Origin of the sequence: Brevundimonas sp., from assembly GCF_035627475.1 — a bacterium.
GTDB lineage: Bacteria > Pseudomonadota > Alphaproteobacteria > Caulobacterales > Caulobacteraceae > Brevundimonas.
In genome coordinates, this window is sequence record NZ_DASPLR010000040.1 from 23,261 (window position 1) to 46,778 (window position 23,518).

Here is a 23,518-nt window from a genome sequence, read left to right on the forward strand (position 1 = left end):
CACCCACTGCGTCCAAAAAGGGTCCCGCCCTGCTAGGTCTCGAAAACCGCGCCAAAATCCGCGTTGGCCTGCGCATAATCCGGCGGGCGGCCGATGTCCATCCAATACCCCTCGGCGCGTTGCTGGCGGACCGACATCCCGGCGGCGATCAGATCGGCGATCAGCGTCGGCATGTCGTAGTAGGCATCGGCCGGGACCTTGCCGAGGGCGCCGGGGGACAGGACATAGGCCCCCGCACTGATCGTATAACTCTGGGTCGGCTTTTCATCGATGCGCAGAATCTGGCCCGCCTCGGCGTTGATCACTCCGAACGGCACCTGCATCTCGTAGTCGCGCACCACCACCGTGGCGTCCGCGCCCGCCTCGAGGTGGGACTCCAGCACATGGCCGTAGTCGACCTTGGCCAGGACGTCGCCATTGGTGACGATGAGGGGCTGGTCCTGCCGCGGCAGGAGGGCGAGGGCCCCGCAGGTGCCCAAAGGCTTCGCTTCGCGCAGGTATCGGATGTCGAGGCCAAGCGCCGAGCCGTCCCCGAAATGGCGCTCGATCTGCTCGGCCTTGTAGTTCACGGCCAGCCAGAAATTGCGGAAACCCTGTCCGGCCAGGTTGCCGACGATGGTGTCGAGGATAGGCCGCGGGCCGACCTTGAGCATCGGCTTGGGGGTGTCGCGGGTCAGTTCGGCCAGCCGCTCGCCCTTGCCGCCGGCCATGATGACCACCGTATTGCTGCGGATCGGAATGTTGAGGAAGTCGGAAACCGTGGTCAGGCCGACGACTCGCCGCGCGGCGTCGAGCACGGGCAACTGGCGCAGACCGTGGGCCCGCAGCATGGCCAGGGTGGCGGCGCGGTCCTGGTGCTGGTCGATGCAATAGGGTTCGCGGTTGGCCCCGGTCAGGGCGGCGTCTTCGAGCCCCGCCCCGCGGATGAGAGCGCGGCGCAGGTCGCCGTCGGACAGAACCCCCAGCAGCCGGCGCTCGCCGTCGACGATCAGGGCCATGCCGGCGCCGGTCGCGTCGATCGACACCAGGGCGTCGCGGAACGTCGCCTCCGGTCCGATCAGGGCCTTCTCCCAGTGCTTCATTTCTCCTCCCTCCGTCTCGCCGGCACGCCGAGCAGCGGTCCGTCGCCCGGCTCGCCCCCCAGCACCACCGCACCGGCGCCGACGATGACGCCGCTCTCCAGCGCCACCCCCTGACGGATTACGGCCCCGGCGCCGATGTGCGAATCCTCCCCGACGGCGACGTCGCCGCACAGGATCGCACCGGTCGCGCAATGGCTAAAGGCGCCGACGCGACAGCCGTGCTCGATGATGGCTCCGGTGTTGATGATGACCCCGGCGCCGATGCAGGCGCCGGTCTGGACCACGCAACGCGCCAGCAACTGGGCGTCCGGTTCGATTCGGGCCGCCGGTGAGACGAGGGCGGACGGGTGGCGGACGCCGATGAAGCGGAAGCCGGCCGTCTCAAGCACCTGCTGCACGGCCCGGCGGCGTCCGCGCCCCTCGGTCCCGCCCGCCCCGCCAAGTCCGTTGACCAGGTCATAGCCCCCGTCGAGGGTGAGCCAGTCGTCCCCCCCGAGCACGGGCAGGCCCGCCACCAGGGTTGCGATGGGCGCCCGAGGCTCGACATAGCCTAGCACCGACTTGCCGGTCGCCTGCAGGGCGTCGGCGAGGACCTGGCCATGGCCGCCCGCGCCCACCACGACAACCGGACGAGCACTCATGACTCGATCGCCTCGTCGGCTGCGTAGTCGCGGGAAGACGACCGGCCCAGCAATGGCCAGATCGCCATAGGCGACAAGCCGTCGGCGGGTCGTTTGGCGGTCAGGTTGTCGAGGCTGAAGATCTCACCTACGGCGATTGGCCGGGCCGCGACAAGGCTGCGCCGGGCGATCTCGCGATTGGCGATCTCCTCGAGGGCGGGTTCCTTGCGCGCGGCGCCCAAGGCGGATTCCACCTCGCGGATGGCCGCGATCATCGTGGCAAGCTGATCCGGCTCCAGCGAGGCGGCATGATCCGGTCCCGTCCGTCCGCGGTCGAGCGTGAAGTGCTTTTCGATCACCGTTGCGCCCCGCGCCACGGCTGCGATCGCCACCGTGGTCCCCAAGGTGTGGTCGGAATAGCCGACCGGAAGCCCGAAGCGCTCGCGCATGACATCCATGGCGCGCAGGTTCACCGCTCTCAGCGGAGCTGGATATTCGGTCGTGCAGTGCAACAGGGTGACCCGGTCTCGCAGGTTCGCCTGCGCCGCCGGGTCGGCCATGGCGTCCTCCAGATCGGCCGCGCCCGCCGGCGTTCCTTGCCGCGCCATGCCGAAGGCGATCACCTTCAGCGCCTCGCCGATCTCGTCCAGCGAGGCCATGCCCGTCGATACGATCAGGGGGCGGCCGACGCGGGCCGCGCGAAGCAACATGGCTCCCCACGTCAGGTCGCCCGACGGGATCTTGACCGCGGGCATGTCCAGTCCGACGAGGAAGTCGAGGCTGTCGAGGTCGAAGGCCGTGGACATGAAGCGCACCCCGCGCGCCGCCGCATGGGCGGCCAGCATCCGATGGGTGTCGCGATCCAGCTCCAGAGCCTTGAGCATCGCATGCTGGCCGTCGTCACGGCCGGTGTTGCGGGCCTGATAGGCCGCCTTGGCCGCCCGGCGGGTCACCAGCTGATCCGCGTGGAAGGTCTGAAATTTGACGGCGTCGGCGCCGGCGTCTGCGGCGACGTCGATCATGCGCCGCGCGTCATCGGACGAGCCGTCGTGGTTCACTCCGGCCTCGGCGATCACGAAAACACGGTTCGTCACGCCGATCCTCCGTAAAACCGTTTGGCCAGCAAGGCTTCGCGGTCCGGCGCAGCCTGCAGGATCGAGACGATGCGGGACGCGCTCCTCCCATCGCCATAGGGATTCTCCACCGTCCGGCAGTCGAGCGCGAGAGCCGCTTCGATTGCCTCAGCGACAGCTTTCGCATCGGCTTCGCAGTGGATGACGGAAGCGGCGCTCAGTCTCCCCTTTTGCCGGTCACCCACGTTAACGGTCGGCACGCGCAGCGACGGCGCTTCGTAGAGGCCGCTCGACGAATTCCCCACCACTGCATCCACCTGGGCCATCAGCGACAGATAGCGCGTCTGTCCCAAGGAAGCGAAAACATGCACGTCGGACCGGGCGGCCGCCCACCGATCCAGCAGTTCCTCAAGCCCGAGGTGACCAGGGTCGGCGTTGGGCCGGGTGATCCATTTCACGATGTCGCGCGGCAGCGCCTCCAGTCCCGCCAGCACGGCCCGGAATTCGTGCAGCCCTCTGTCTCCGGCCAAGGTCACCGGGTGGAAGGTGACCAGCAGGTTTCGGTCGCCGAGGGGGGCCCCCAGGGCGACCTCCAGCGCGGACCGATCCAGCAGGGGGGTTCGGACAAGGTGATCCAGCCCCGGACTGCCCACTATGTGGATTCGTTCCGGGTTTTCGCCCATCTGGGCCACCCTGCGGGCGGCGGCGTCATGGGTGACCAGATGAATCGCCGACAGCTTGGTCAGGGCGTGGCGGAACGCATCGTCAAAGGCGCCTTCGGTGATGTCTCCCCCCGCGATGTGGGCGACGGGGATCCGGTGAAGAACCGCCGCTTCGGCCGCGGCCAGAATCTCGAAGCGGTCGCCCAGCACCAGAAGAATGTCGGGAGAAAGCCGGTCAAGGGCTTCAGCCATGCCCGTCAGGCAGCGGGCCATGGCCCGCGCGGCGTCGCCTGGAGCGTCGCCGTCCAGTCGCAGGGGAATCCGGGCGTCGATCGCAAACCCGTCGGCCTCGATCTCCCCAACGGTCATTCCAAAACGTCGCTCGAGGTGGGTTCCCGTGACGATGAGCTGCAGATCAAGCCCCGGCGCAGCCCGGATGTCATGCATCACCCAGCGCAGCAGGCCGTACTCGGCCCGCCCCCCGGTCACCACGCAGATCCGGCGACGGCTCTTCATCTGTCCGCCAGGGCCGCGCTGCTGGGCAGGTTGATCACCCGGTCCTCGAGCGCCTCCGCCACTGGCAGGTCGTCGCGGGGGCAACCGGCGTACATCGGGAGGCGGTGCATCAGCGTCCACAACGGCCGGGCCTGATAGCCGGCGTCGTTCAGCGTCTGGAGCAGCCGGTCCCTCGCCGCACGGTCGGGCCGGTCTAGAACCACCGCGTTGAGCCAGTGGTTCACTTCGGCGCCGTCGCGCGGCTGCAGCAGGCGCACGCCCTCGACCGCTTCGAAGACCCGCACATAGCGGTCGGCCAGTTCGGCCTTGCGGGCCAGCATGTCGGGCAGCCGCTCCAGCTGGGCGCAGCCGAGTGCGGCGTTGATATTGGGCATCCGGTAGTTCCAGCCGATCTCGTCGTGCTCGAAAGCCCAGCGATGCGGGACCTTGGCGGTCGTGGTCAGGTGTTTGGCGCGCCTGGCGAGGTCGGGATCGGCGGTCAGCACCGCCCCGCCCCCGCCGGTGGTGACGATCTTGTTGCCGTTGAAGCTCAGCGCCGCCAGCCGGCCAAAGCCGCCGAGGTGCCGGCCCCTCCAGCGCGAGCCCAAGGCCTCCGCTGCGTCCTCGACCAGCACCAGATTCCAGCGCGCCGCCACCTCGACCAAGCCCTCGATGTCGGCGGGGTGACCGAACACATGCATGACGACCAGCGCCCGGATGGGCCGTCCCGTGCGGGTGTTCACGCAGGTCTCATTCTCCACCTTCGCCACGGACTGCAGGTAGGCTTCCAGACGCGCCCGATCGACGCCGAGGGTCTGCTCCTCCGAATCGACGAAATGCGGTGTGGCGCCCCGATAGGTGATGGCGTTGGCGGTGGCGACGAAGGTCAGGGTCGGGACCAGCACCTCGTCGCCCGGCCCGACTCCGGCCAGGCGGAAGCAGACGTCCAGCGCCGCGGTGCCGTTCGAGACCGCGACCGCATGGGGCGCCCCGGTGAAGCTCTCCAGATCGCGTTCTATGCGATCGACATAGGCTCCCACCGACGAGACCCAGCCGGTGTCGAGGCAGTCCTTCAGATAGTCCCACTCGCGGCCGCGGAACTCCGGGGCGTGCAAGGGGGCGGGCAGCGCCGCGTCCGGCAGGGCGGCGCGGACGGCGGCCAGCACCCGGTCGGCGAGATCGCCGCTCACAGCACGTACCGGTCGGTCTTGTAGCGGCCCAGGTTGGCCGGGTCGCTGAACCAGTCGATGGTCTCGCCCAGCCCACGCCTGAAGCCGTCGCCGCCGCCGTACCCGGGCGTCCAGCCCGTCAGCGACCGGATGAGGGTGCTGTCGGCCCACAGACGCTCGACCTCACTGGCCTCGGGGCGCAGGCGCTGATCATCGGTGACGATCTCCACGTCGCGGCCTATCAGCTCGATGATCGCCCGCGCCGTATCTCCGATCGAGATTTCAAAGCCGCTGCCGGCGTTGACCGTCTGCCCCACCGCTGCGTCGCATTCGGCCAGCATTTCGAAGGCCCGGGCGGTGTCGCTCACGAAAGTGAAGTCGCGGGTCGGGTGCACGGCTCCAAGCTTGATCCGGTCCGCGCCTGCGGCGATCTGGCTGATGACGGTCGGGATCACCGCCCGTGCCGACTGCCTCGGCCCATAGGTGTTGAAGGGCCGGATCACCGTCACCGGCGTGCCGAAGGCGGCATGGAAGCTCAGGGCGATCTGGTCGGCGCCGATCTTCGACGCCGAATAGGGCGACTGGCCCTGCAGCGGATGCGCCTCGGTTATCGGCACGAAACGGGCGGTGCCGTAGACCTCGCTGGTCGAGGTGTGGACCACCCGCTCGACGCCCAGGTCGCGCGCCGCCTGGACGATGTTCAGCGTGCCCAGGACGTTGGTCTCAACATAGGTCTGGGGCGAGTGGTAGCTGTAGGGAATGGCGATCAGGGCGGCGAGGTGCAGGACCACGTCGCAGCCGGTCATGGCCGTGCGGACGCCGTGGGGATCGCGCACATCGCCGGCGAAGACGTCGAGGTTCTGTCGGACCTCGGCCGGGCTCTCGTCCAGCCAGCCCCAGGAGCCCAGGCTGTTGTACTGGACGAAGGCCCGCACGTCGCAGCCGCGCCGGACCAGCCGCTCGGTCAGATGCGAGCCGATGAAGCCGTCGGCGCCGGTGATGAGTATGCTCTTGCCGTCCAGTTTCATCGATCTGTTCCACGCCCCGTTCGTGCAAGGTGATTAGCGCCCGTTAACGAACCGAAAAATCACGCGCCTGGGGGCCGCGTTGTCTTTCTCCAGTGTATCGTGTTCTTTGGATCGGATGACTTCCGGTCGATTGCATCCTCGCCTGTTGCTCGCCGCCGCCGTGGTCGGGGCTGGGGCGGCCTGTAGCCCGACCCTTGGCCCACCCCCGCCTGTCCTCGTGGCTTCGGACGAAGCCCTGCGTCTCACGGCGCTCACTGATCTCGACCAGAGGGTCGCGCGGGTCGCTTGGCGACTTTCCGAGGCTAATGCCGACCTCTGTCCGATCGTGCGCCTCTCCGCAGGCTGGGCCCTGCACTCCGCCCGCCAGTATAGTCCAGCGTTGCGACCTCATGCCGAAAGGCGCTTCGGACTTCGCGGCGACCTGCCCGGCGTCCTGGCCGCACCCCCCGGCTCTCCGGCTGCCGCCGCGGGAGTTCGGACGGGCGATCTTCTACTGGCGGTCGGCGACGCAAGCCTCTCGGTCGGCCAGCTTGAGGGTGCCGCGACATGGGAAGGCCTGGAAGCGAACCTGCGCATCATCGACGCCGCCCTCGCCCGTGGCCCGACTCAGGTCAGCGTGGAGCGGGACGGTGAGACCCTAGACGCGCTGCTCCGGCCGCAGCGCGCCTGCGGTTACGACGTTCAGGTAGACCCGTCAGACGAACTGAACGCCCGCGCGGACGGCCGGCGCCTGTTCATCAGCACGGCACTGGCCAGCTTCGCAGCAACCGACGATGAACTGGCTCTTGTCCTGGGTCACGAGCTGGCTCATCACGTTTTGGGCCACCGGCCCTGGAATGACGCCGAGGGCGAGGCGAGACGCGCCAATGAGCGGGTCTGGCGAGCTCGGGGCGGCGGAGGCGGCGCCGAGGCGCAGGCTGACCGGGTGGGGCTCTACCTGTCCGCCCGCGCCGGCTACGACCCGGCAGTCGCTGCGCCATTCTGGCGTCGGTTCGGCGCTTCGAACTGGCGGGTCCGTTTTCCACAGATCGGCCATGCCTCCGCCGGCGCCCGCGCCGTGGCATTGGAGGCGGTCCAGCGGGAGATCGAAGCGAAACGCGCCGCCGGGGGCGAACTCCTCCCCTGACCACCAGCATCGGCAGCCGTTTCGTCGCGGGGTACCTGCTCGTCGGTGGGTGGCGACCGCGCGTTCGATCGCCTGTCACACGCGGCCGTCGCGCGGGTTGCATGCAGCGGCGCCCCCCGAATACATGGCGGACTAACTCACGCCCTAGCTTGACCAGGCATGGTGAAGAGGCATTAGGCTACGGGCGTGTTAATTGGGGAGGATTGCATGAAGCCCAGCGAACAGCCGGCCCAGCACACTCCGGCGCCCCGGCCACTCAAATTGCAGTCCGCCGGACTCTATGGAGAGGTCGCCGTGCTTCCGCTCCACCGCGGACCCCCGGCACCCTATCACGAGCCGAAATCCTTTCTCTGACTACGCGTCGGCGGTGCAGAATCCGCTCTCCCGCAACTGAGCCCAAGCGGCGGCGATGTGATAGAGCGAGCTGGCCGGCGCCGGCTCGTCCACGAAGCCTCCGTCCGCCTCCAGCTTGTCTCCCCACAAACCCGTCGGCTGCAGATAGGTCCGCAGCGCCTTGAGCGCACGGGCGGCCTCGCCGGCCGGAAGGTCCGTCTCCAGGATCAGGGCGGCCTTCAGCCATTCCGTCTGCGGCCACAGGCGGGCTCGGCTCGAACGGACCGCCAGCCGGTCATCCAGTTCATCGATCGCCACCCCGCGGGCGACGTCGATGCCGCGCCGGCCGGCCTCGTAGAGCCGCCTCGCCGCCCCGGCCGACCAGTCGTCCGCCCTCGCCCGCCCCCATCGCGTCAGCAGCCACGCCCATTCGAACTGATGCCCCGGCTCGACCAGGGTCCCGGCCTCGCCGGCCGCTGGCCGCCAGTCGGCGTCGAAGAATTCGCGCAGGAAGCCACCCTCGGCGTCGATGAAGGCGCGGCGGGCCAGGTCCACGATGCCGTCCGCCATCGCCGTCCATGGACCCCGAGGCTCGACCGCCTCCCAGGCCAGACAGGCCTCGAGCAAGTGCATATGGGCGTTGGCCTGATACGGATGACCCGCATCCTCGCGCCAGCCGCCGGCCCCATGGGAGAGGCCCGCCAGCGCCTCACGGAGCCATCCGGCGCGGGCTCTCATGGCCTCCGCCTCGACGTCCGCCTCCGCCGCCGCCGCGAAGGCGAGAAGCGCGAAGGCCTGATCGTACAGCGAGGCGGTGTCGTCGATCACCTCTCCCGTAGCCGAGACCCGGGTTCGATAGAGCCCGTCCGCCCGCCTGTTGGTCGCCTCGAATCGTTCAAGGCTGTCTCTCACCAGCCGCCGCCAAGGCCCCGTCCAGCCCGCGGAACCCGCCATGCTGTAGACCCAGGCCTGGCGGGTCTGGACGCGGGCGCGGCGGAAATCGCCGACGGGCTCGCCGTCTCGGGCGATGGCTTCGTGAAACCCGCCGTCCTCCGCCACGCCGATGGTCGCCCACAGCGGCAGGGCGTTGAAGCGCATCCAGCCGTCGAAGGCGCGGGCGCGATCGCCCAGCGCATCTCGTGACGGGCCGCCACGAACATGCGTCGGCGAGAGCGTGCGCAGACGCTCCACAAGGCCCTTCACCTCCTGGGATCGGCTGAGATGGCAGACCAGCACGGCGTCCGGCTCGGCGATGATCGCCAGATCGCTGACGCCCGCGGTCGCGATGACCATGCCTTCCGCCGCTCGCACCAGATTAGCCCCGTCGCCCTGGCCGCCAATCCACAGGCCACGGGCCGCGCCGCCGGTCGCCGCGACGGCGTCCCAGGCCCCCAGATCCGACCAGCCGAACTCGACCGGCAGAACCGAGACCCGGGCGCTCTTCTCCATCACCGCGTAGTCGATCGAGATTCGGGGCGCGTCGCTGAATGCGTCCTTCAGGGTCACCACCGGCCCCTCTTCATCCGGCATGGCTGCCCGGACGGCCCGAAGGACATCCGGCCTGAACCGGTCCAGTTCCGCCAAGAGAACGTCCGCTCGGACGACGAAATTGCCGCTGTTCCAGTAGTAGCCCTCGGCCACATAGGCCTCCGCGCTCTGGCGGTCTGGCTTTTCGACGAACCGGCGGACTGGCGTCAGGCCCGGCCCTTCCGGCTGGATATATCCGTAGGCGGATGAAGGTTCAGTGGGTCGCACTCCGAAGGTGACGAGCCGGCCCGCTTCCGCCGCCCGCGCCCCCTCGAGGACGGAGGCCCTGAAACCCGCGGCGTCGGGAATATGGTGGTCGGACGCGACGAACAGGGCCACCCCGGCCGGATCCCGACGGGCGATCCATTCGGCCGCCGCCGCCATGGCTGGCGCCGAGTCCCGGCCCGTGGGTTCGATCAGCAGGACCGCCGCGGCGTCGCCCAGCTGCTCGCCGATAGAGGCGGCGTGGTCGCGGCCAGCGACCACCACGATCCGGCCGTCCTCTCCGGTCAGCGGGGCGACCCGGGCGACGGTGTCCTGGAACAGTGACGTATCCCCCGCCAGACTGAGGAACTGCTTCGGCCTTTGGTCCCGCGAGGCCGGCCAGAGCCTCGTGCCCGCGCCGCCGGACAGGATCACCGGATAGATCGCCATGGCCGCGCCCCCTGTCGCATTTCGGTCCCGGCGCCGTCTCGGGACTCGGCCGCCCATCGTGCCACGGCGATCCTAACAGGAGGTGCGTCAAGGACACATCAGCGGCGTTGCACGCGGGGCGGCCGTTTGGGAAATCACCATTTGGCCGATATGCTGAAGATTGCCCACAGACTGGTCATCCGCGCTGATGCCCGCCTGCGGCGCCTTGGAGGGGGATGACAGAATGACCGGGCCGATCCGCACCATCCTGATCGTGGGGGGCGGAACGGCGGGATGGATGGCCGCGGCGGCGTTGCAGCGTACGCTCGGCCCCCACGCGAAGGTCACCCTGGTCGAATCCGAAGAGATCGGCATCGTCGGCGTCGGCGAGGCAACGGTGCCGCCGATCCGCGACTTCAACGTCATGATCGGGCTCGACGAGGCCGAGTTCATGCGCGAGACCAGGGCCACACTGAAGACGGCCATCGTCTTCCAGGACTGGGGCCATATCGGCAACCGCTACACCCATCCGTTTGGCAGCTTCGGTCCTGGCCTCACGCTGGCCGACTTTCAGCAGACCTTCTTCGCGCTGCAGTCGAAGGGCCGGGTGGGTCCGCTCGGCGACTATTCGATCTGCTGGCGGGCCGCGGACGCCGGCAAGGTCGGCACGCGGGATCCTGACCCCCGCTCGCCCCGCCACGGCCTGTTCACCGCCTATCATTTCGACGCGACCCTCTACGCCAGATATCTGCGCAGGGTCTGCGAGGGCCGCGGCGTCGAGCGCGTCGAGGGCAAGGTGGTCGAGGTCGTGCAGCGCCCGGAGGACGGCTTCGTCGACAGCATCACGCTCGAGGATGGCCGGAGCCTGACCGCGGACCTGTTCATCGACTGCACCGGTTTTCGCGGCCTGCTGATCGAGGGGGCGCTGAAGGCCGGCTATGAGGACTGGTCGCACTGGCTGCCCGTCGACCGCGCCGTCGCGGTCCCCTGCGCCAAGGTCGCCCCCGCCGCAGCCTACACCCTGTCGACCGCCCGCGACGCCGGCTGGCAATGGCGCATCACCCTGCAGCACCGGACCGGCAACGGCTATGTCTACTGCTCCGACCACGTCAGCGACGACGCGGCGCGCGAGACTCTGCTGGCCAATCTGGACGGCGAGCCCTTGGCCGAGCCGCGCCTGCTCCGCTTCGTGACCGGCCGCCGCAAGACCTACTGGGACCGCAACGTGGTCAGCCTGGGTCTGTCCAGCGGCTTCATCGAGCCGCTGGAGTCGACCAGCATCCACCTGGTCCAGGCGGGTCTGGTGCGGCTGCTGCAACACTTTCCGGACCGGTCGTTCAGCCCGGTCAACATCGCCGCCTACAATCGCCGGCTGGGCCGCGAGGTCGAGCTGATCCGCGACTTCGTGATCCTGCACTATCATGCGTCCCAAAGGGACGACACGCCATTCTGGCGGCAGGTGGCGGCGATGCCGATCCCCGACAGCCTGGCCGAACGGGTCGAGGCCTTCCGCGACCGGGCGCTGCTCTACCAGGTCGGCGCCGATGAATATTTCAGCCAGGCGTCGTGGCTGGCGGTGATGTACGGCCAGGGGATCGAGCCCCGGATGTTCAATCCGCTGTACGCCTGGCAGGATCAGGAGCGCGCCGCCGCCGGCCTGCGCAACGTCTCCGAGGTGTTCGCGCGCACGGTCGAGGCCCTGCCCGACCACGAAGCCTTCCTGAAGGCCAACAACATGTGGTCTGGCGACGCCTAGCGGACCGGCCCCGGAGCCGGCCCTTCGGCGGGCCGGGCGACCACCACGAGGGGCGTCGCGGCGACCGATGGCGTTTCGACTTCGTCCCGCCAGGCGGCGTGCGGATTCAGCGCCGCCGTCGCCTCCAGGAAGGTTCCCGGCTTCATCGACGGCTCCCGAGCGGTGCGTAGCCCGGCCACCCTCGCCAGGTCGGCGACGAAGGTGATGCAGTTGCGCCGCCTGAGGTCGTAGACCGAGCCTTCCGGACTGTTCCACCACTCGGCCCGGGCCTTCAGCGCATGCCAGGTGGCGTCGTCGACCGTCAGCCTCAGAAACGGCCGCCCCTCCCCGACATAGCGGGCGTCGGGCGCCGTCACCACGCCCCCGCCGCGGGCGAACAGCAGTTGCGGGCCAGGGCTTCTGGCGGTGAACCCCGCCGACCAGTCGACCGGCTCGCCGGTGGCGTCGACCGTGCCTTCGGCATGCACATAGGCATGGGGGAAGAGCAGGTAGCCGCCGCGTACCCGCGCGCCGGGGTGGGCGTAGAAGGTCACCGTCACCTCCGCCCAGGCCTGGCCTGCGATCAAGGCCAGGGCGACGCCGAGAATCCACACGCGCACCATCTACGCTCACTGCCGCTCCGCCCTCCTGGGCGAAGCCCCGGAACGCACAAGGGCCGCCGGGGGATGCCCCGGCGGCCCTCACGTTTGCGAGTGTGGTGCGGTCAGTGCGAGGCGGGAGCCGCCACGACATCACCGTCCTTCACCCGCGCCCGGGCCGCGGCCAGGGCGAAGACGGTCAACAGCACATAGCCGACCAGCGGGACGTAGAAGACCGGATTGAAGGTCGCCGAGGCGTCGGCGATCTGGCCGCCGATGTAGGGCAGAACCGCCCCGCCGACGATGGCCGTGCACAGCAGGCCCGACGTGGCCGACGCCGGCGCGCTCGAACGCTCCAGCGTCAGGGTGAAGATGGTCGGGAACATGATGGAGTTGAAGAAGCCGATGGCGATCGCCGCATAGGCGGCGGTCTCTCCCGACGTTTGCGTCACGACGAGGCACAGCAGGGCGGCCACCGCCGTATTCACGGTCAACAGCACGCCGGCCCGCACCCTCGTCAGCAGCAGCGCCCCTATGAAGCGGCCCACCATGGCGCCGCCCCAGTACAGGCTGACCATCCGACCGGCGTCGGCCTCGGGAATGTTCAGTATGGTCGGACTGGAGAGGAAGTTGGTCAGAATGCCGCCGATGGCCACTTCCGAACCGACATAGATGAAGATGGCGAGCGCCCCGAACAGCGCCCAGGGTGAACCGAATGCCTTGAACGGCGAGGACACGCCGCCCGCCTCCTCGGCTCCTGCGGCGGCGGCGTTGATCTTCTTGCGGGCCGTGAAGATGAAGAAGGCGACCACCGCGAAGAAGCCGCCGAGCGCCAGGAAGGCGAAGTCGATGCTGCGAAGCGACTCGTCCCGCGTCGCGGCGGTGACTACGGCGCCGGCCGCGAACACGCCTCCGGTGAGCAGCACGGTCGAGCCGAGATACGGTCCGACCGTCGTACCAAGCGAGTTGAAGAACTGCGAGAAATTCAGCCGGGCGTGCGAGCTCTTCTTGGAGCCAAGCGCCGCGACCAGCGGGTTGGCGGCCACCTGCAGCAGGGTCACGCCCGAGGCGATAACGAAGAGGGCGATCAGGACGCCGGGGTACCAGTCCAGGATCGTGGCCACGGGCACGATCAGGCAGCCCAGCACCATCACCGCCAGGGCGGAGATGATCGAGCGGCTGTAGCCGAGTTTGCTCAGCACCGCCGCCGCCGGCACCGAAACGACCGCGTAGGCGATGAACCACGCCGAGGCGGTCAGCATGGCCTCCGCCGTGCTGAGATCGAACACCCGGCGAACGGCCGCGATCAGCGGGTCGATCAGCGAGGTGGCGAAACCCCAGGCGAAGAACAGGGTGGTCACATAGGCGAAGGCGAGGGTCGTGCCCTGCCGCGCCGGCGCATTGGTATCGGTCATTTCTCTCCCCGGGGGTAGCCGCGCCTCTGCGAGCGCGGCGCTGTTGCAAACGGTTTCATCGTCGCGCGGCCGCGTCCAGCCGTTTTACCGAAGCCGTAACCAAAAGTGGCTCCGCCCGGGCCCCGGATGCAAAAAGGACCGCTCCGGTCTCCCGGAAGCGGTCCAGTCTTGCTGATCGGTTGGGACGATCAGTAGCGGTAGTTGATCCCGACCAGATAGGTCCGGCCATACTGCTGGTAGTCGATGACGCGGCGCGCATCGTTGTTCTCGAAGGTCTTGAACTGCTCGTCGGTCAGGTTGTTGACCTGGAACAGCGCCGAGAGGCCTTCCAGCGGACCCGACTGGAACTCGTAGCCGATCTGGGCGTCGACCACGGATTCCGCGTCGACCATCCGCTGGATGCGGTCGGTGCCGACGCCGGACAGCTCGCCCAGGAACTCGGAGCGATAGCGGTTGCTGACCCGGGCCTGGAAGCCGTTCCGCTCGTAGTAGACGGTCAGGTTGCTGACCTGCTCCGACAGGCCGGGCAGGGGCGTCGAGGGGCTGCCGGGGTTCGGGATAATGTCGCTGTCGGTCCACGAGGCGCTGAAGTTGACGCCAAAGCCTTCCAGCGGCTCCCAGAACAGGTCGAACGGCACCGAGACGGCGAACTCCACGCCCTGGATGACCCCGCCCTCGCCGTTCTGCGGCGCCGAGATGAAGCCTTGTCGGATCGCCGGCTCCGGGCCGCTCGACACCGGGTAGCCGGTGAAGTCCGTCAGCGTCTGCTGGTCGTAGATGTAGCTCTGCAGGTCCTTGTAGAAGCCGGCGAGAGAGACGTAACCGCGGCGACCGAAATACTTCTCGATCGACAGGTCGAGGGCGTTGGCGATCCACGGACGCAGTTCCGGGTTGCCGCCGCTGCCGCCCCAGGGCGACTGGTTGACGTCCGTGCTGGTGGCGCGGCCCGCGTTGTAGTCGATGTTGATCGACGCCCGCATCTGGTCCATCCGCGGCCGGGCCAGTTCCCGGGCCACGCCGACGCGCACATACAGGTCGTCGCGGACCTCGAAGGCCAGGTTGGCGCTGGGCAGGATGTAGGTGTAGTCGTCGCCGCCGGTGACCGGCGCCGGCGTGGCCGGATCGCCCGAGGCGACGGTGCCGTCGGAGCTCTGGTCGGTGTAGACGACCTGGAAGCCCATGTTGCCGGTCACCGGCATGCCGAACATCTGGCTGTCGATGTCGGCCTTCCAGTAGCTGGTCACCACCGTCTCGGACACCGCCCAGCCGAACGCCAGCAGGTTGTCGTCCTGCGGGGCGATCAGGTCGTAGATGCCGCTGTCGACCAGCGCGAACGGGTCGTAGCTGATCATCGGTCCGAGGCCGAGATAGTCCAGCTGGGTGGGCTCCAGCAGGAATTGGGTCGGCACCGGCACGCTGGTCGAATGGGTCGGATCGGCGACGTTGGCGGCCAGGGACAAATAGTAGCGCTCGAGCGTCAGCTCCTTGTCGCGGCTGGTCACATTGACGCCGAACGAGAAGCGGCTGAACGGGCCTTCCTCATAGTCGCGGCCGACTTCGCCGCGGATCGACTGCAGTTCGTCGACGATGGACGGGCTGTTGATGAAGCCGTCCTGGCCGCCCGGGATCCCGCCCCAGCCCTGCGGGCTGGTCAGCAGGATCAGGCTCGGATCGGAATAGTCGAGCGTGCTGGTGAAGGTGGTGCCCTCGGGCGTGGTCACGAAGTCGAGGGTGTCCACCGCGCCGGCGACGTTGCGGCCGGTGCCCGAATAGGTCTCCAGCACGGTGTCGGTCCGGTCCGCCTTCGAATAGCTGATGTCGAGGGAGGCGGCCCAGTTGTCGTCGAGCTGGAACTCGTTGTTCCATCCCAGCGAGGTCAGTTCGGCGGTGCGGCGGTTGCCGTCGTTGCGGACGACGCCCTTCACGTTTGCGAACGTGCCGGCGACGACGATCCCGTCCTCGATCGTGGTGTCGGGCCCGAGCGCCGGCTGGGGACGGCACGTCGGCGTCGCAACGGAGGTGAAGGTCGAGGTGCCGCAGACGCCGGCGCTGCCGCCCCACTGCAGAGGGAACTCGATGCCCCGCAGGATCTGGGTGTTGTCGAACTCGGAATAGAAGGCGTCGAAGGTCGAGTGCCAGCGGTCGTTCGGCCGGAACTCGATCGTGGCCATGTAGCCGTCGCGGACCAGTTCGCTCGACTGGACGTAGGGCTTGGCTCCGCCGATCACGAGCTGGCCGATCTCCTCGGCGTAGCCGGGCCGCGGCGCACGGGCCGGACCGACGCCGACGCCATACCGGTCGTCGCCGAGGTCGACGCTCGGATACCCCCAGGCGTTGAACCGCTCGGCCTGGTACGGCGTCGACAGGTGGGCGTAGCCCAGCACCAGGCCCAGCTTTCCGTCCATGAACTGGTCGATGTAGCTGACGCTGTAGCGCTGGCCGGTGTCCTCGGTGCCCGAGTTCAGCGCACCGTAGTCGTTCCACTCGTAGCGGGCGTTCAGCGCGATGGCCTGGCGACCGTATTCCAGCGGCCGGATGGTGCGCAGGTCGGCGGTGCCCGCCATGCCCTGGCCGATCAGGGCCGCGTCGGGGGTCTTGTAGACCAGCACGCTGCCCAGCAGTTCGGACGGATACTGGTCGAACTCGACGCCGCGGTTGTCGCCGGCGGAGACCTGCTCGCGGCCGTTCAGCAGGGCGGTGGTGAAGTCCGGCGCGAGGCCGCGGATCGAGATGACCTGGCCACGGCCGTCGAGGCGCTGGGCGGTCAGGCCGGGCAGGCGGGCCAGCGATTCGGCGATGGAGACATCCGGCAGCTTGCCGATGTCCTCGGCGGTCACGACCTCGACGATCGACGAGTTCTCGCGCTTGCTGGCGATCGAGCTCTCGATTGAGCCGCGGATGCCGGTGACGACGATCTCGTCGACCTGGGTGGGATCCTGCTGCGACGCGTCCTGCGCCGAGGCGGCTCCGGCGAAGGCCAGGGCGGCGACGGCGCCGAGGCCGGCGCCTCCGAGCAGACGGGCACGGCGAGTCACTTGGGTTCGCATGTCATTCTCCCTAAGGCCGTCGCTTTTCTGTCGAAGCGTCCGGTGTCATCGCAAAGTTATGCAAACTTATGGAAAGGATGCAAGCACCCTCTCTCCAGACCGCGCTCGTCTGTGTCCGAAAAGTGACGGCCGGGCTTGACCATTTCGCACTGCACAAGGGCTTTATCCTTGCAGCGCCGCAATTTTGACCGCTTGCGTGAGCCAGTTGACATGAGCCATCTCCGCTGCAAAATCTTGCAAACCGATCCGGCGGGCCATGCTGTCCACGGACGACCAGGAGGGACGGAGACGATGGCGGGACGCTGGAAGCGGCCGAATTGGGTTTGCGCGGCCGCCCTGTGCGCCGGCGTCGCATCCGCCGTCACGGCCGCGCCCGTCCTCGCAGGCCAGGCCCGCCAGGACCCCGCCGCCGCCGTGCGCGACCGTCCCGCTGAAGATGAGGTGATCTATTTCCTGCTGCCCGACCGCTTCGCCAACGGCGACCCCGCCAACGACCGGGGCGGCCTCGCGGGCGACCGGCTCCGGACCGGCTATGATCCGGCCGACCCCGGCTTCTACCACGGCGGCGACCTTCGCGGCCTGACGGAGCGGCTCGACTATCTGCAGGGCCTCGGCGTCACCGCCCTGTGGATCGCGCCCCCGTTCGTGAACAAGGCCGTGCAGGGGCCGCCGGGACACGAGAGCGCCGCCTACCATGGCTACTGGATCACGGACTTCACCCGCATCGATCCGCATTTCGGGACCAACGACGAGTTCCGCGCACTGGTCGACGCGGCCCACGCGCGCGGGATGAAGGTGTATCTGGACATCGTCATCAACCACACCGCCGACGTCATCAGATACCGGGAGTGCCCGGCCAACGACTGCGGCTACCGTTGGAAGGGCGACTATCCATACCAGCGCCGCGGCGGGCTCGAGGGCGAGCCGATCAATCCCGGCTTCAGCGGCGAACCCGGGTCCGACTTCTCGACCCTGACCCGACCGGACTACGCCTACACCCCCTACACCCCGGCCGGCGAAGAGACGCTCAAGGTTCCGGCCTGGCTCAACGACGTCGGCCTTTACCACAACCGGGGCAACAGCGCCTGGTACAGCGAAGCCCGGATGGACGGCGACTTCTCGGGCCTCGACGACCTGTTCACCGAACACCCCCGCGTCATCCAGGGGTTCATCGACATCTACGGCAGCTGGATCGACGATTACGGCGTCGACGGCTTCCGCATCGACACGGCCCGCCACGTCAATCCGGAGTTCTGGCAGGTCTTCGTCCCCGCCATCCTCGAGCGCGCCCGGGCCAGAGGCATCCCGAACTTCCACATCTTCGGCGAGACCTATGACTTCCAGAGCGGGGCCGCCGCCATGCACACGGTCGTCGACGGCCTGCCCACGGTGCTGGACTTCGCCTACCAGCGCACGGTGCAGGACATGGTCACCGGCGTTCGGCGCCCCGACGCCATGGGCTATCTGCTGATGGAGGACGCCATCTACGCCGGGGGCGTGGAGACCGCCCGCCGCCTCCCGACCTTCACCGGCAACCACGACATGGGCCGGATCGGCCACCTGATCCTCAACGCCTTGCCCGACATCTCCGACGCCGAATTGCTCGACCGCTCGGCCCTTGCCCATGCCATGGTCGTGCTCGGCCGTGGCGTGCCGGTCATCTACTATGGCGACGAGCAGGGCTTCACGGGCGATGGCGACGACCGACGCTCGCGCCAGGACATGTTCGAGACCCGGACCCCCTCCTACGCCGACGACCGGCGCATCGGCCGGGCCGCCGGCCCGTTCGACACCAATGCCGACATGTACCGCCGCATCGCGGAGATGACCCGGGTCCGCGCCGCCGACGTCCGGCTACGGCGCGGCCGGGTCGCGGTCCGCATCGCCGACCAGACTCCAGGCATCCTGGCCATCTCCAGACTTGATGATGACGGCGAGACGCTGGTGGTGTTCAACACCTCAACCGAAGCGCGCGACGTCAACGTCCCGGTCGAAACCGGGTCCTCCGGCTGGCGCGCCCTGCTCGGCCGGTGCCCTTCCCGAGCCGCCGCGCCCGGCGCCGTCTCCGTCTCCCTGCCCGCCCTGGGCTATATCGTCTGCGTATCCGAAGGTTGAGCTTGTCCGTTCAGAGTCTCGAGTCCCCGCAGGCCCGCGCCGACGCCGCCGAATGGTGGCGCGGCGCCGTGGTCTATCAGGTCTATCCGCGCAGCTTCGCCGACTCGAACGGCGACGGCGTCGGCGACCTGAAAGGGATCACCGATCACCTCGACCACATCGCCTCGCTGGGCGTCGACGCGGTCTGGCTGTCGCCCTTCTTCACCTCGCCGATGAAGGATTTCGGCTATGACGTCGCCGACTATTGCGACGTGGATCCGATCTTCGGCGACCTGGCCGATTTCGACGCCCTGATCGCCAAGGCGCACCGGCTGGGCCTGCGCATCATCACCGACCTGGTCTTCGCCCACACCTCGGACCAGCACGCCTGGTTCCGCGAGAGCCGCCAGTCGCGCACCAACCCCAAGGCCGACTGGTATGTCTGGGCCGACGCCAAGCCGGACGGCACGCCGCCGTCGAACTGGCAGTCGGTGTTCGGCGGCCCGGCCTGGACCTGGGACGCCCGGCGCGCCCAGTACTACATGCACAACTTCCTGCCCGAGCAGCCCCAGCTGAACCTGCATCTGCCGGCGGTGCAGGACGCCCTGCTGGACGTGGCCAGGTTCTGGCTCGACCGGGGCGTGGACGGCTTCCGCTTCGACGCCATCAATTTCTCGATGCACGACCCGCTGCTGCGGGACAATCCGCCCCTGCCCCCCGGCGGCAAGCGGACCCGGCCGTTCGACTTCCAGGACAAGGTGTTCAACCAGTCCCAACCGCAGATCGCCGACTTCCTCAAACGCGTTCGCGCCCTCACCGACAGCTACGGCGGCCGCTTCACCGTGGCCGAGGTCGGCGGCGATCACGCCGAGCGGGAGATGCAGGCCTTCACCGCCGGCGACGACCATCTGAACAGCGCCTACGGCTTCCTCTACCTCTACGCCCCGGCCCTGAACGACCAGCTGGTCCGCGAAGGAGCCGAGGCCTGGCACGGGCGCGACGGCCAGGGCTGGCCGTCATGGACCTTCTCCAACCACGACGCGCCGCGGGCCATTTCGCGCTGGGCGGGCGGCCGCGACCTCACCGCCTTCGCCGGCATGGCCATGCTGTTGCTGATGTGCCTGCGCGGCAATGTCTTCATCTACCAGGGCGAGGAGTTGGCCCTGCCCCAGGCCGATGTCCCGTTTGACCGGCTCGTCGATCCCGAAGCCATCGCCAACTGGCCCCAGACGCTGGGTCGGGACGGCGCCCGCACGCCGGTGCCGTGGTCGGCGGACCGGCCCCACGCGGGCTTCTCGACCGCCGAACCGTGGCTGCCCGTCGATCCGCGGCACGTCGCGCTCGCCGTCGATCGTCAGGAGGCGGACCCCGCCTCCATGCTCAACCTCACCCGCCGCCTCGTCGCCGTGCGCAAGGCGCACCCGGCCCTGACCCGCGGCGACATGCGGCTGGTGGACAGCGCCCCGGGACTGCTCTGCTTCGAGCGCGTCCTGGCCGGGGAGCGCCTGCTGTGCGTGTTCAATCTGGCGGAGCAGGCGGTGGACTGGACGGCGCCGGCCGGCTGGCGCGTCGTCGAGACGGTCAACCTCGCGGCAGGCTCGGGTGGCGTCCTGCCGCCGATGGCCGGCCTGGTTCTGGCCGAAGCGACCGGATGACCTCAGCCCCCGCAGCTCTCGCGCACGATCAGGTCGGTCGGGATCCGCTCCGACCGGCCAACGGAGTCGCCGGGGTTGTCGAGCAGCTTGGAGACCAGCAGCCGGCCGGCCTTCATCGTGTCCTGGGCGATGGTGCTCAGGGCCGGGCGCGCATAGCGGCTGAACGGCACATTGTCGAAGCCGATCACCGAGACGTCCTCCGGCACCCGCAGCCCGGCGTGCAGCAGGGCCCGCACCGCGCCCAGGGCGATCTGGTCCGAGGCGCAGACCACGCCGTCGAAGGCCACGCCGCGGCGGATCAGGCTGTCGACCGAGGCCTCGGCGGACTCGACCTCGAAATGCGCCTCCATGATCAGGTCGGGGTCGACCTCGATGCCGGACTTCGACAGGGCTTCCAGATAGCCGCGATGGCGCTGCATGGCCTCTGGCGGATCCAGGTCCCCGAGGAAGACGATCCGCTTCCGCCCCAGCCGCGCCAGATGCAGGGTGGCGCGCCGGCCGCCGGCCAGATTGTCCGATCCCACCGAGCAATAGGCCTGGTCGGGCATCTGCGCGCCCCAGACCACGAACCGTCCCTCCGTCTCGGCCAGCCGGTTCAGGCTCTGGTGCAGGGTGCTCTGGCCCAGGAAGATGACGCCATCGGCGCGGCTCGTGTTCATCGCCGCCGACAGGTCGTCGTAACTGGTCGGCGAGAAATGGCTCATGATCACGTCGCAGCCGCGCTCGCGCGCCGCCTCCCCGACCCCGGCCAGCAGTTCGAGAAAGAACGGGTCGCTCAGCCGCCCCTCGCGCCCCTGCGGCCGCGGCGTCACCAGGGCGATCACGCCGTCGGCGCCGATCGGACCGGCCGGCATGTAGCGCCGGAACGGATAGTCGTGCTCGCGCGCCAGCTTCCAGATCAGCTGCTTGGTCCGGGCGTTCACCGCCGGGCTGTCGTTCAGCGCCCGCGAGGCGGTCGAGATCGAGACCCCCGCCAGAGTGGCGAGATCCTCGAGGCGGGTATTGCGGCGGCTCACGTCTGGTTTCCTGCTGATGGCCCTGCTGCAAATTTTGCTGCAAACCTTGCGTTATCTGCGCCACGCCAAGCCTGCTTGGCAAGCCCTGTTATCCGGAGCGTACCCCGATGCTGACCCGCCGATCCCTCCTGTCCTCCACCACCGTTCTCGCGGCCGTGCCGGTCGCGGCGAAGGCGCAGGAGGTGGCCCAGGCGCCCGCCGGATCGAACGGCCGGGTCAGCGCCTCCTCGCCCGGCCGGGTGATCACGGTCGAGGTCGGCGTCACCGGCGAGGGCCGCCCGGAATACAGCGTCTCCCGGCTCGGCCGGCAGGTCATCGTCCCCTCGCGGCTCGGCTTCCTGCTCACCGACGCGGCCAAGCTGGAGCGCAATTTCGCTGTCGCCGCCGACGCCCCGACCGAGCATGACGACACCTGGGAGCAGCCGTGGGGCGAGCGCCGTTTCATCCGCAACCACTACACCGAGTTCCGCGTCCACCTGGCCGAGAAGTGGGGCCTCGAGCGCCGCATGGACGTGGTCTTCCGCCTGTACGACGACGGCCTCGGCTTCCGCTACGAATTCCCCGACCAGCCCAATCTGAAGACGCTCAACATCGGCGCCGAACTGACCGAGTTCACCGTCGCCTCGCCGGGCACGGCCTGGTGGATCCCGGCCTTCGAGTGGAACCGCGAGGAATATCTCTACAACCGCACGCCGATCTCCGCCGTCGGCGTGGCACAGACGCCGCTGACCATGAAGCTGGACGACGGCCTGCACCTGTCGATCCACGAGGCGGCGACGATCGACTACGCCGGCATGAACCTGCGCCGCGCCGAGGGCGGCCGCTTCACCGCCATGCTGACCCCCGGCCTGACCAACGCCGCCGTTGTCCGCGAGGCCCCGTTCGCCACCCCGTGGCGCACCATCCAGATCGCCGACAGGGCGGGCGACCTGGTCGAATCCAGTCTCATCCTGAACCTCAACGAGCCCAACAGGCTGGGTGACGTCAGCTGGTTCAAGCCGATGAAATACGTCGGCATCTGGTGGGAGATGCACCTCGACCTGAAGACCTGGAACTCGGGTCCGAAGCACGGCGCGACCACCGAGAACACCCTCAAGCACATCGACTTCGCGGCCGAGCACGGTTTCGGCGGCGTGCTGGTCGAGGGCTGGAACGTCGGCTGGGACGGCGAATGGTTCGGGACCGGCTGGAACTACAGCTTCACCCAGCCCTATCCCGACTACGACATCGAGCGGATCGCCGCCTACGCCCGCCAGAAGGGCGTGGAGATCATCGGCCACCACGAAACCGGCGGCAACGGCTTCCACTATGAGAAGCAGCTCGACGCCGCCTTCGCCCAGATGCAGCGGTTCGGCTGGCATTCGGTGAAGACCGGCTATGTCGCCGACGCCGGCGGCGCCCGCGTCACCGGCCCCGACGGCCAGGCGCACCTGGCCTGGCACGAGAGCCAGGAGATGGCCCGCCACCACATGCGGGTGATCGAGACGGCGGCGAAATACCAGGTCGCGATCAACGCCCACGAACCGTTCAAGGACACCGGCCTGCGCCGGACCTATCCGAACATGATCAGCCGCGAGGGCGCGCGGGGCACCGAGTTCAGCGCCTGGGGCCAGCCCGGCAACCCGCCGGAGCACGAGGTCAATCTGGTCTTCACCCGGCTGCTGGCCGGGCCGATGGACTACACGCCCGGCATCTTCGGCATGACCACGCGCAGCCCCGACGGCATCGCCACCACCTGGGCCAAGCAGCTGGCCCTCTATGTGACGATCTACAGTCCGATCCAGATGGCCGCCGACCTGCTCGAAAACTATGAGCGCAACCCCGGCCCGTTCCAGTTCATCAAGGACGTCGCCGTCGACTGGGCCGAGACCCGCGTGCTGAACGGCGAGGTCGGCGACTACGTCACCATCGTGCGCAAGGACCGCAACTCCGACGAATGGTTCCTCGGCTCCATCACCGACGAGTCGCCGCGCTCCTTCTCCGAGCCGCTGACCTTCCTCGAGGCCGGCCGCCGCTACCGCGCCGAGATCTACCGCGACGCCCCGGACGCCCACTGGAAGACCAACCGCGAGGCCATCGTCATCGAGCAGCGCGAGGTCACCGCCGCCGACGTGCTGGACCTGCGCCTCGCCCCCGGCGGCGGCCAGGCCATCCGCTTCGTGCCTCTCGGAAGGAGCCGCCGTTGACCACCGTCACGCCCGACGCGGTG

16 protein-coding genes are annotated in these 23,518 nt (G+C 68.8%); 5 read left to right on the forward strand and 11 right to left on the reverse strand.

From position 1 onward, the window contains the following. Nucleotides 1-32: 32 nt before the first annotated feature. The 6 genes from VEA62_RS10540 to VEA62_RS10565 are packed head-to-tail and all read right to left on the reverse strand — an operon-like array spanning nt 33 to nt 6,129. A complete protein-coding gene (locus tag VEA62_RS10540; protein WP_324821393.1) occupies nt 33-1,082 on the reverse strand; it encodes a nucleotidyltransferase family protein in 1,050 nt (349 codons plus the stop codon). Next, on the reverse strand, nt 1,079-1,723 hold the full coding sequence (locus tag VEA62_RS10545) for a NeuD/PglB/VioB family sugar acetyltransferase (RefSeq protein ID WP_324821395.1): 645 nt from the start codon (nt 1,721-1,723) through the stop codon (nt 1,079-1,081). The genes VEA62_RS10540 and VEA62_RS10545 overlap by 4 nt, the downstream gene beginning before the upstream one ends. Beyond that, nucleotides 1,720-2,796 (reverse strand): N-acetylneuraminate synthase, encoded by a 1,077-nt coding sequence (gene neuB / locus VEA62_RS10550; RefSeq protein WP_324821398.1) that lies wholly within the window; start codon nt 2,794-2,796, stop codon nt 1,720-1,722. Before neuB ends, VEA62_RS10545 begins: the two co-directional genes overlap by 4 nt. Beyond that, nucleotides 2,793-3,953: a UDP-N-acetylglucosamine 2-epimerase gene (gene neuC, locus VEA62_RS10555; protein WP_324821400.1), complete on the reverse strand. Its 1,161-nt coding sequence runs from the start codon at nt 3,951-3,953 to the stop codon at nt 2,793-2,795. The genes neuB and neuC overlap by 4 nt, the downstream gene beginning before the upstream one ends. Beyond that, nucleotides 3,950-5,122, reverse strand: a complete 1,173-nt coding sequence (locus tag VEA62_RS10560) for a LegC family aminotransferase (RefSeq protein WP_324821402.1) — start codon at nt 5,120-5,122, stop codon at nt 3,950-3,952. Before VEA62_RS10560 ends, neuC begins: the two co-directional genes overlap by 4 nt. Continuing rightward, nucleotides 5,119-6,129 carry an NAD-dependent 4,6-dehydratase LegB gene (locus tag VEA62_RS10565; protein ID WP_324821404.1) on the reverse strand — a complete coding sequence of 337 codons (1,011 nt, stop codon included), beginning with the start codon at nt 6,127-6,129 and terminating at the stop codon, nt 5,119-5,121. Before VEA62_RS10565 ends, VEA62_RS10560 begins: the two co-directional genes overlap by 4 nt. 379 nt (nt 6,130-6,508) lie before the next feature. Here VEA62_RS10565 and VEA62_RS10570 point away from each other — a divergent pair, with 379 nt between their 5' ends. Then, nucleotides 6,509-7,255, forward strand: a complete 747-nt coding sequence (locus VEA62_RS10570; protein WP_324821406.1) for a M48 family metallopeptidase — start codon at nt 6,509-6,511, stop codon at nt 7,253-7,255. A 354-nt stretch (nt 7,256-7,609) separates the two neighbouring features. Here VEA62_RS10570 and VEA62_RS10575 read toward each other — a convergent pair whose 3' ends face one another. Beyond that, nucleotides 7,610-9,769: an AGE family epimerase/isomerase gene (locus VEA62_RS10575; RefSeq protein WP_324821408.1), complete on the reverse strand. Its 2,160-nt coding sequence runs from the start codon at nt 9,767-9,769 to the stop codon at nt 7,610-7,612. A 223-nt stretch (nt 9,770-9,992) separates the two neighbouring features. Between VEA62_RS10575 and VEA62_RS10580 the strand changes: the two genes are divergently transcribed. Then, nucleotides 9,993-11,504, forward strand: a complete 1,512-nt coding sequence (locus tag VEA62_RS10580) for a tryptophan halogenase family protein (protein ID WP_324821410.1) — start codon at nt 9,993-9,995, stop codon at nt 11,502-11,504. Here the strand turns inward: VEA62_RS10580 and VEA62_RS10585 are convergent. From VEA62_RS10585 to VEA62_RS10595, 3 genes are all read right to left on the reverse strand, one after another. Next, on the reverse strand, nt 11,501-12,106 hold the full coding sequence (locus tag VEA62_RS10585) for a hypothetical protein (protein ID WP_324821412.1): 606 nt from the start codon (nt 12,104-12,106) through the stop codon (nt 11,501-11,503). The genes VEA62_RS10580 and VEA62_RS10585 overlap by 4 nt on opposite strands. Before the next feature lie 101 nt (nt 12,107-12,207). Beyond that, nucleotides 12,208-13,497 carry a sugar MFS transporter gene (locus VEA62_RS10590; protein ID WP_324821414.1) on the reverse strand — a complete coding sequence of 430 codons (1,290 nt, stop codon included), beginning with the start codon at nt 13,495-13,497 and terminating at the stop codon, nt 12,208-12,210. A gap of 188 nt (nt 13,498-13,685) precedes the next feature. Beyond that, a complete protein-coding gene (locus VEA62_RS10595) occupies nt 13,686-16,544 on the reverse strand; it encodes a TonB-dependent receptor (protein WP_324821416.1) in 2,859 nt (952 codons plus the stop codon). Between the two features lie 291 nt (nt 16,545-16,835). Here VEA62_RS10595 and VEA62_RS10600 point away from each other — a divergent pair, with 291 nt between their 5' ends. Further along, nucleotides 16,836-18,659: an alpha-amylase family glycosyl hydrolase gene (locus VEA62_RS10600; protein ID WP_324821417.1), complete on the forward strand. Its 1,824-nt coding sequence runs from the start codon at nt 16,836-16,838 to the stop codon at nt 18,657-18,659. A 2-nt stretch (nt 18,660-18,661) separates the two neighbouring features. Next, a complete protein-coding gene (locus VEA62_RS10605) occupies nt 18,662-20,293 on the forward strand; it encodes an alpha-glucosidase family protein (RefSeq protein WP_324821419.1) in 1,632 nt (543 codons plus the stop codon). Nucleotides 20,294-20,295: 2 nt separating this feature from the next. Here VEA62_RS10605 and VEA62_RS10610 read toward each other — a convergent pair whose 3' ends face one another. Continuing rightward, complete coding sequence (locus VEA62_RS10610) at nt 20,296-21,342, reverse strand: LacI family DNA-binding transcriptional regulator (RefSeq protein WP_414641888.1); 1,047 nt, start codon at nt 21,340-21,342, stop codon at nt 20,296-20,298. 74 nt (nt 21,343-21,416) lie between these two features. Between VEA62_RS10610 and VEA62_RS10615 the strand changes: the two genes are divergently transcribed. Then, nucleotides 21,417-23,495 carry a glycoside hydrolase family 97 protein gene (locus tag VEA62_RS10615; RefSeq protein ID WP_324821422.1) on the forward strand — a complete coding sequence of 693 codons (2,079 nt, stop codon included), beginning with the start codon at nt 21,417-21,419 and terminating at the stop codon, nt 23,493-23,495. Nucleotides 23,496-23,518: the final 23 nt, after the last annotated feature.

Coding starts and splice junctions, on each gene's coding strand:
- VEA62_RS10590 (WP_324821414.1), bottom strand. CDS start 13,497: ATGACCGATACCAATGCGCCGGCGCGGCAGGGCACGACCCTCGCCTTC.
- VEA62_RS10615 (WP_324821422.1), top strand. CDS start 21,417: ATGCTGACCCGCCGATCCCTCCTGTCCTCCACCACCGTTCTCGCGGCC.
- neuC (WP_324821400.1), bottom strand. CDS start 3,953: ATGAAGAGCCGTCGCCGGATCTGCGTGGTGACCGGGGGGCGGGCCGAG.
- VEA62_RS10540 (WP_324821393.1), bottom strand. CDS start 1,082: ATGAAGCACTGGGAGAAGGCCCTGATCGGACCGGAGGCGACGTTCCGC.
- VEA62_RS10585 (WP_324821412.1), bottom strand. CDS start 12,106: ATGGTGCGCGTGTGGATTCTCGGCGTCGCCCTGGCCTTGATCGCAGGC.
- VEA62_RS10545 (WP_324821395.1), bottom strand. CDS start 1,723: ATGAGTGCTCGTCCGGTTGTCGTGGTGGGCGCGGGCGGCCATGGCCAG.
- VEA62_RS10580 (WP_324821410.1), top strand. CDS start 9,993: ATGACCGGGCCGATCCGCACCATCCTGATCGTGGGGGGCGGAACGGCG.
- VEA62_RS10565 (WP_324821404.1), bottom strand. CDS start 6,129: ATGAAACTGGACGGCAAGAGCATACTCATCACCGGCGCCGACGGCTTC.
- VEA62_RS10595 (WP_324821416.1), bottom strand. CDS start 16,544: ATGCGAACCCAAGTGACTCGCCGTGCCCGTCTGCTCGGAGGCGCCGGC.
- VEA62_RS10575 (WP_324821408.1), bottom strand. CDS start 9,769: ATGGCGATCTATCCGGTGATCCTGTCCGGCGGCGCGGGCACGAGGCTC.
- VEA62_RS10600 (WP_324821417.1), top strand. CDS start 16,836: ATGGCGGGACGCTGGAAGCGGCCGAATTGGGTTTGCGCGGCCGCCCTG.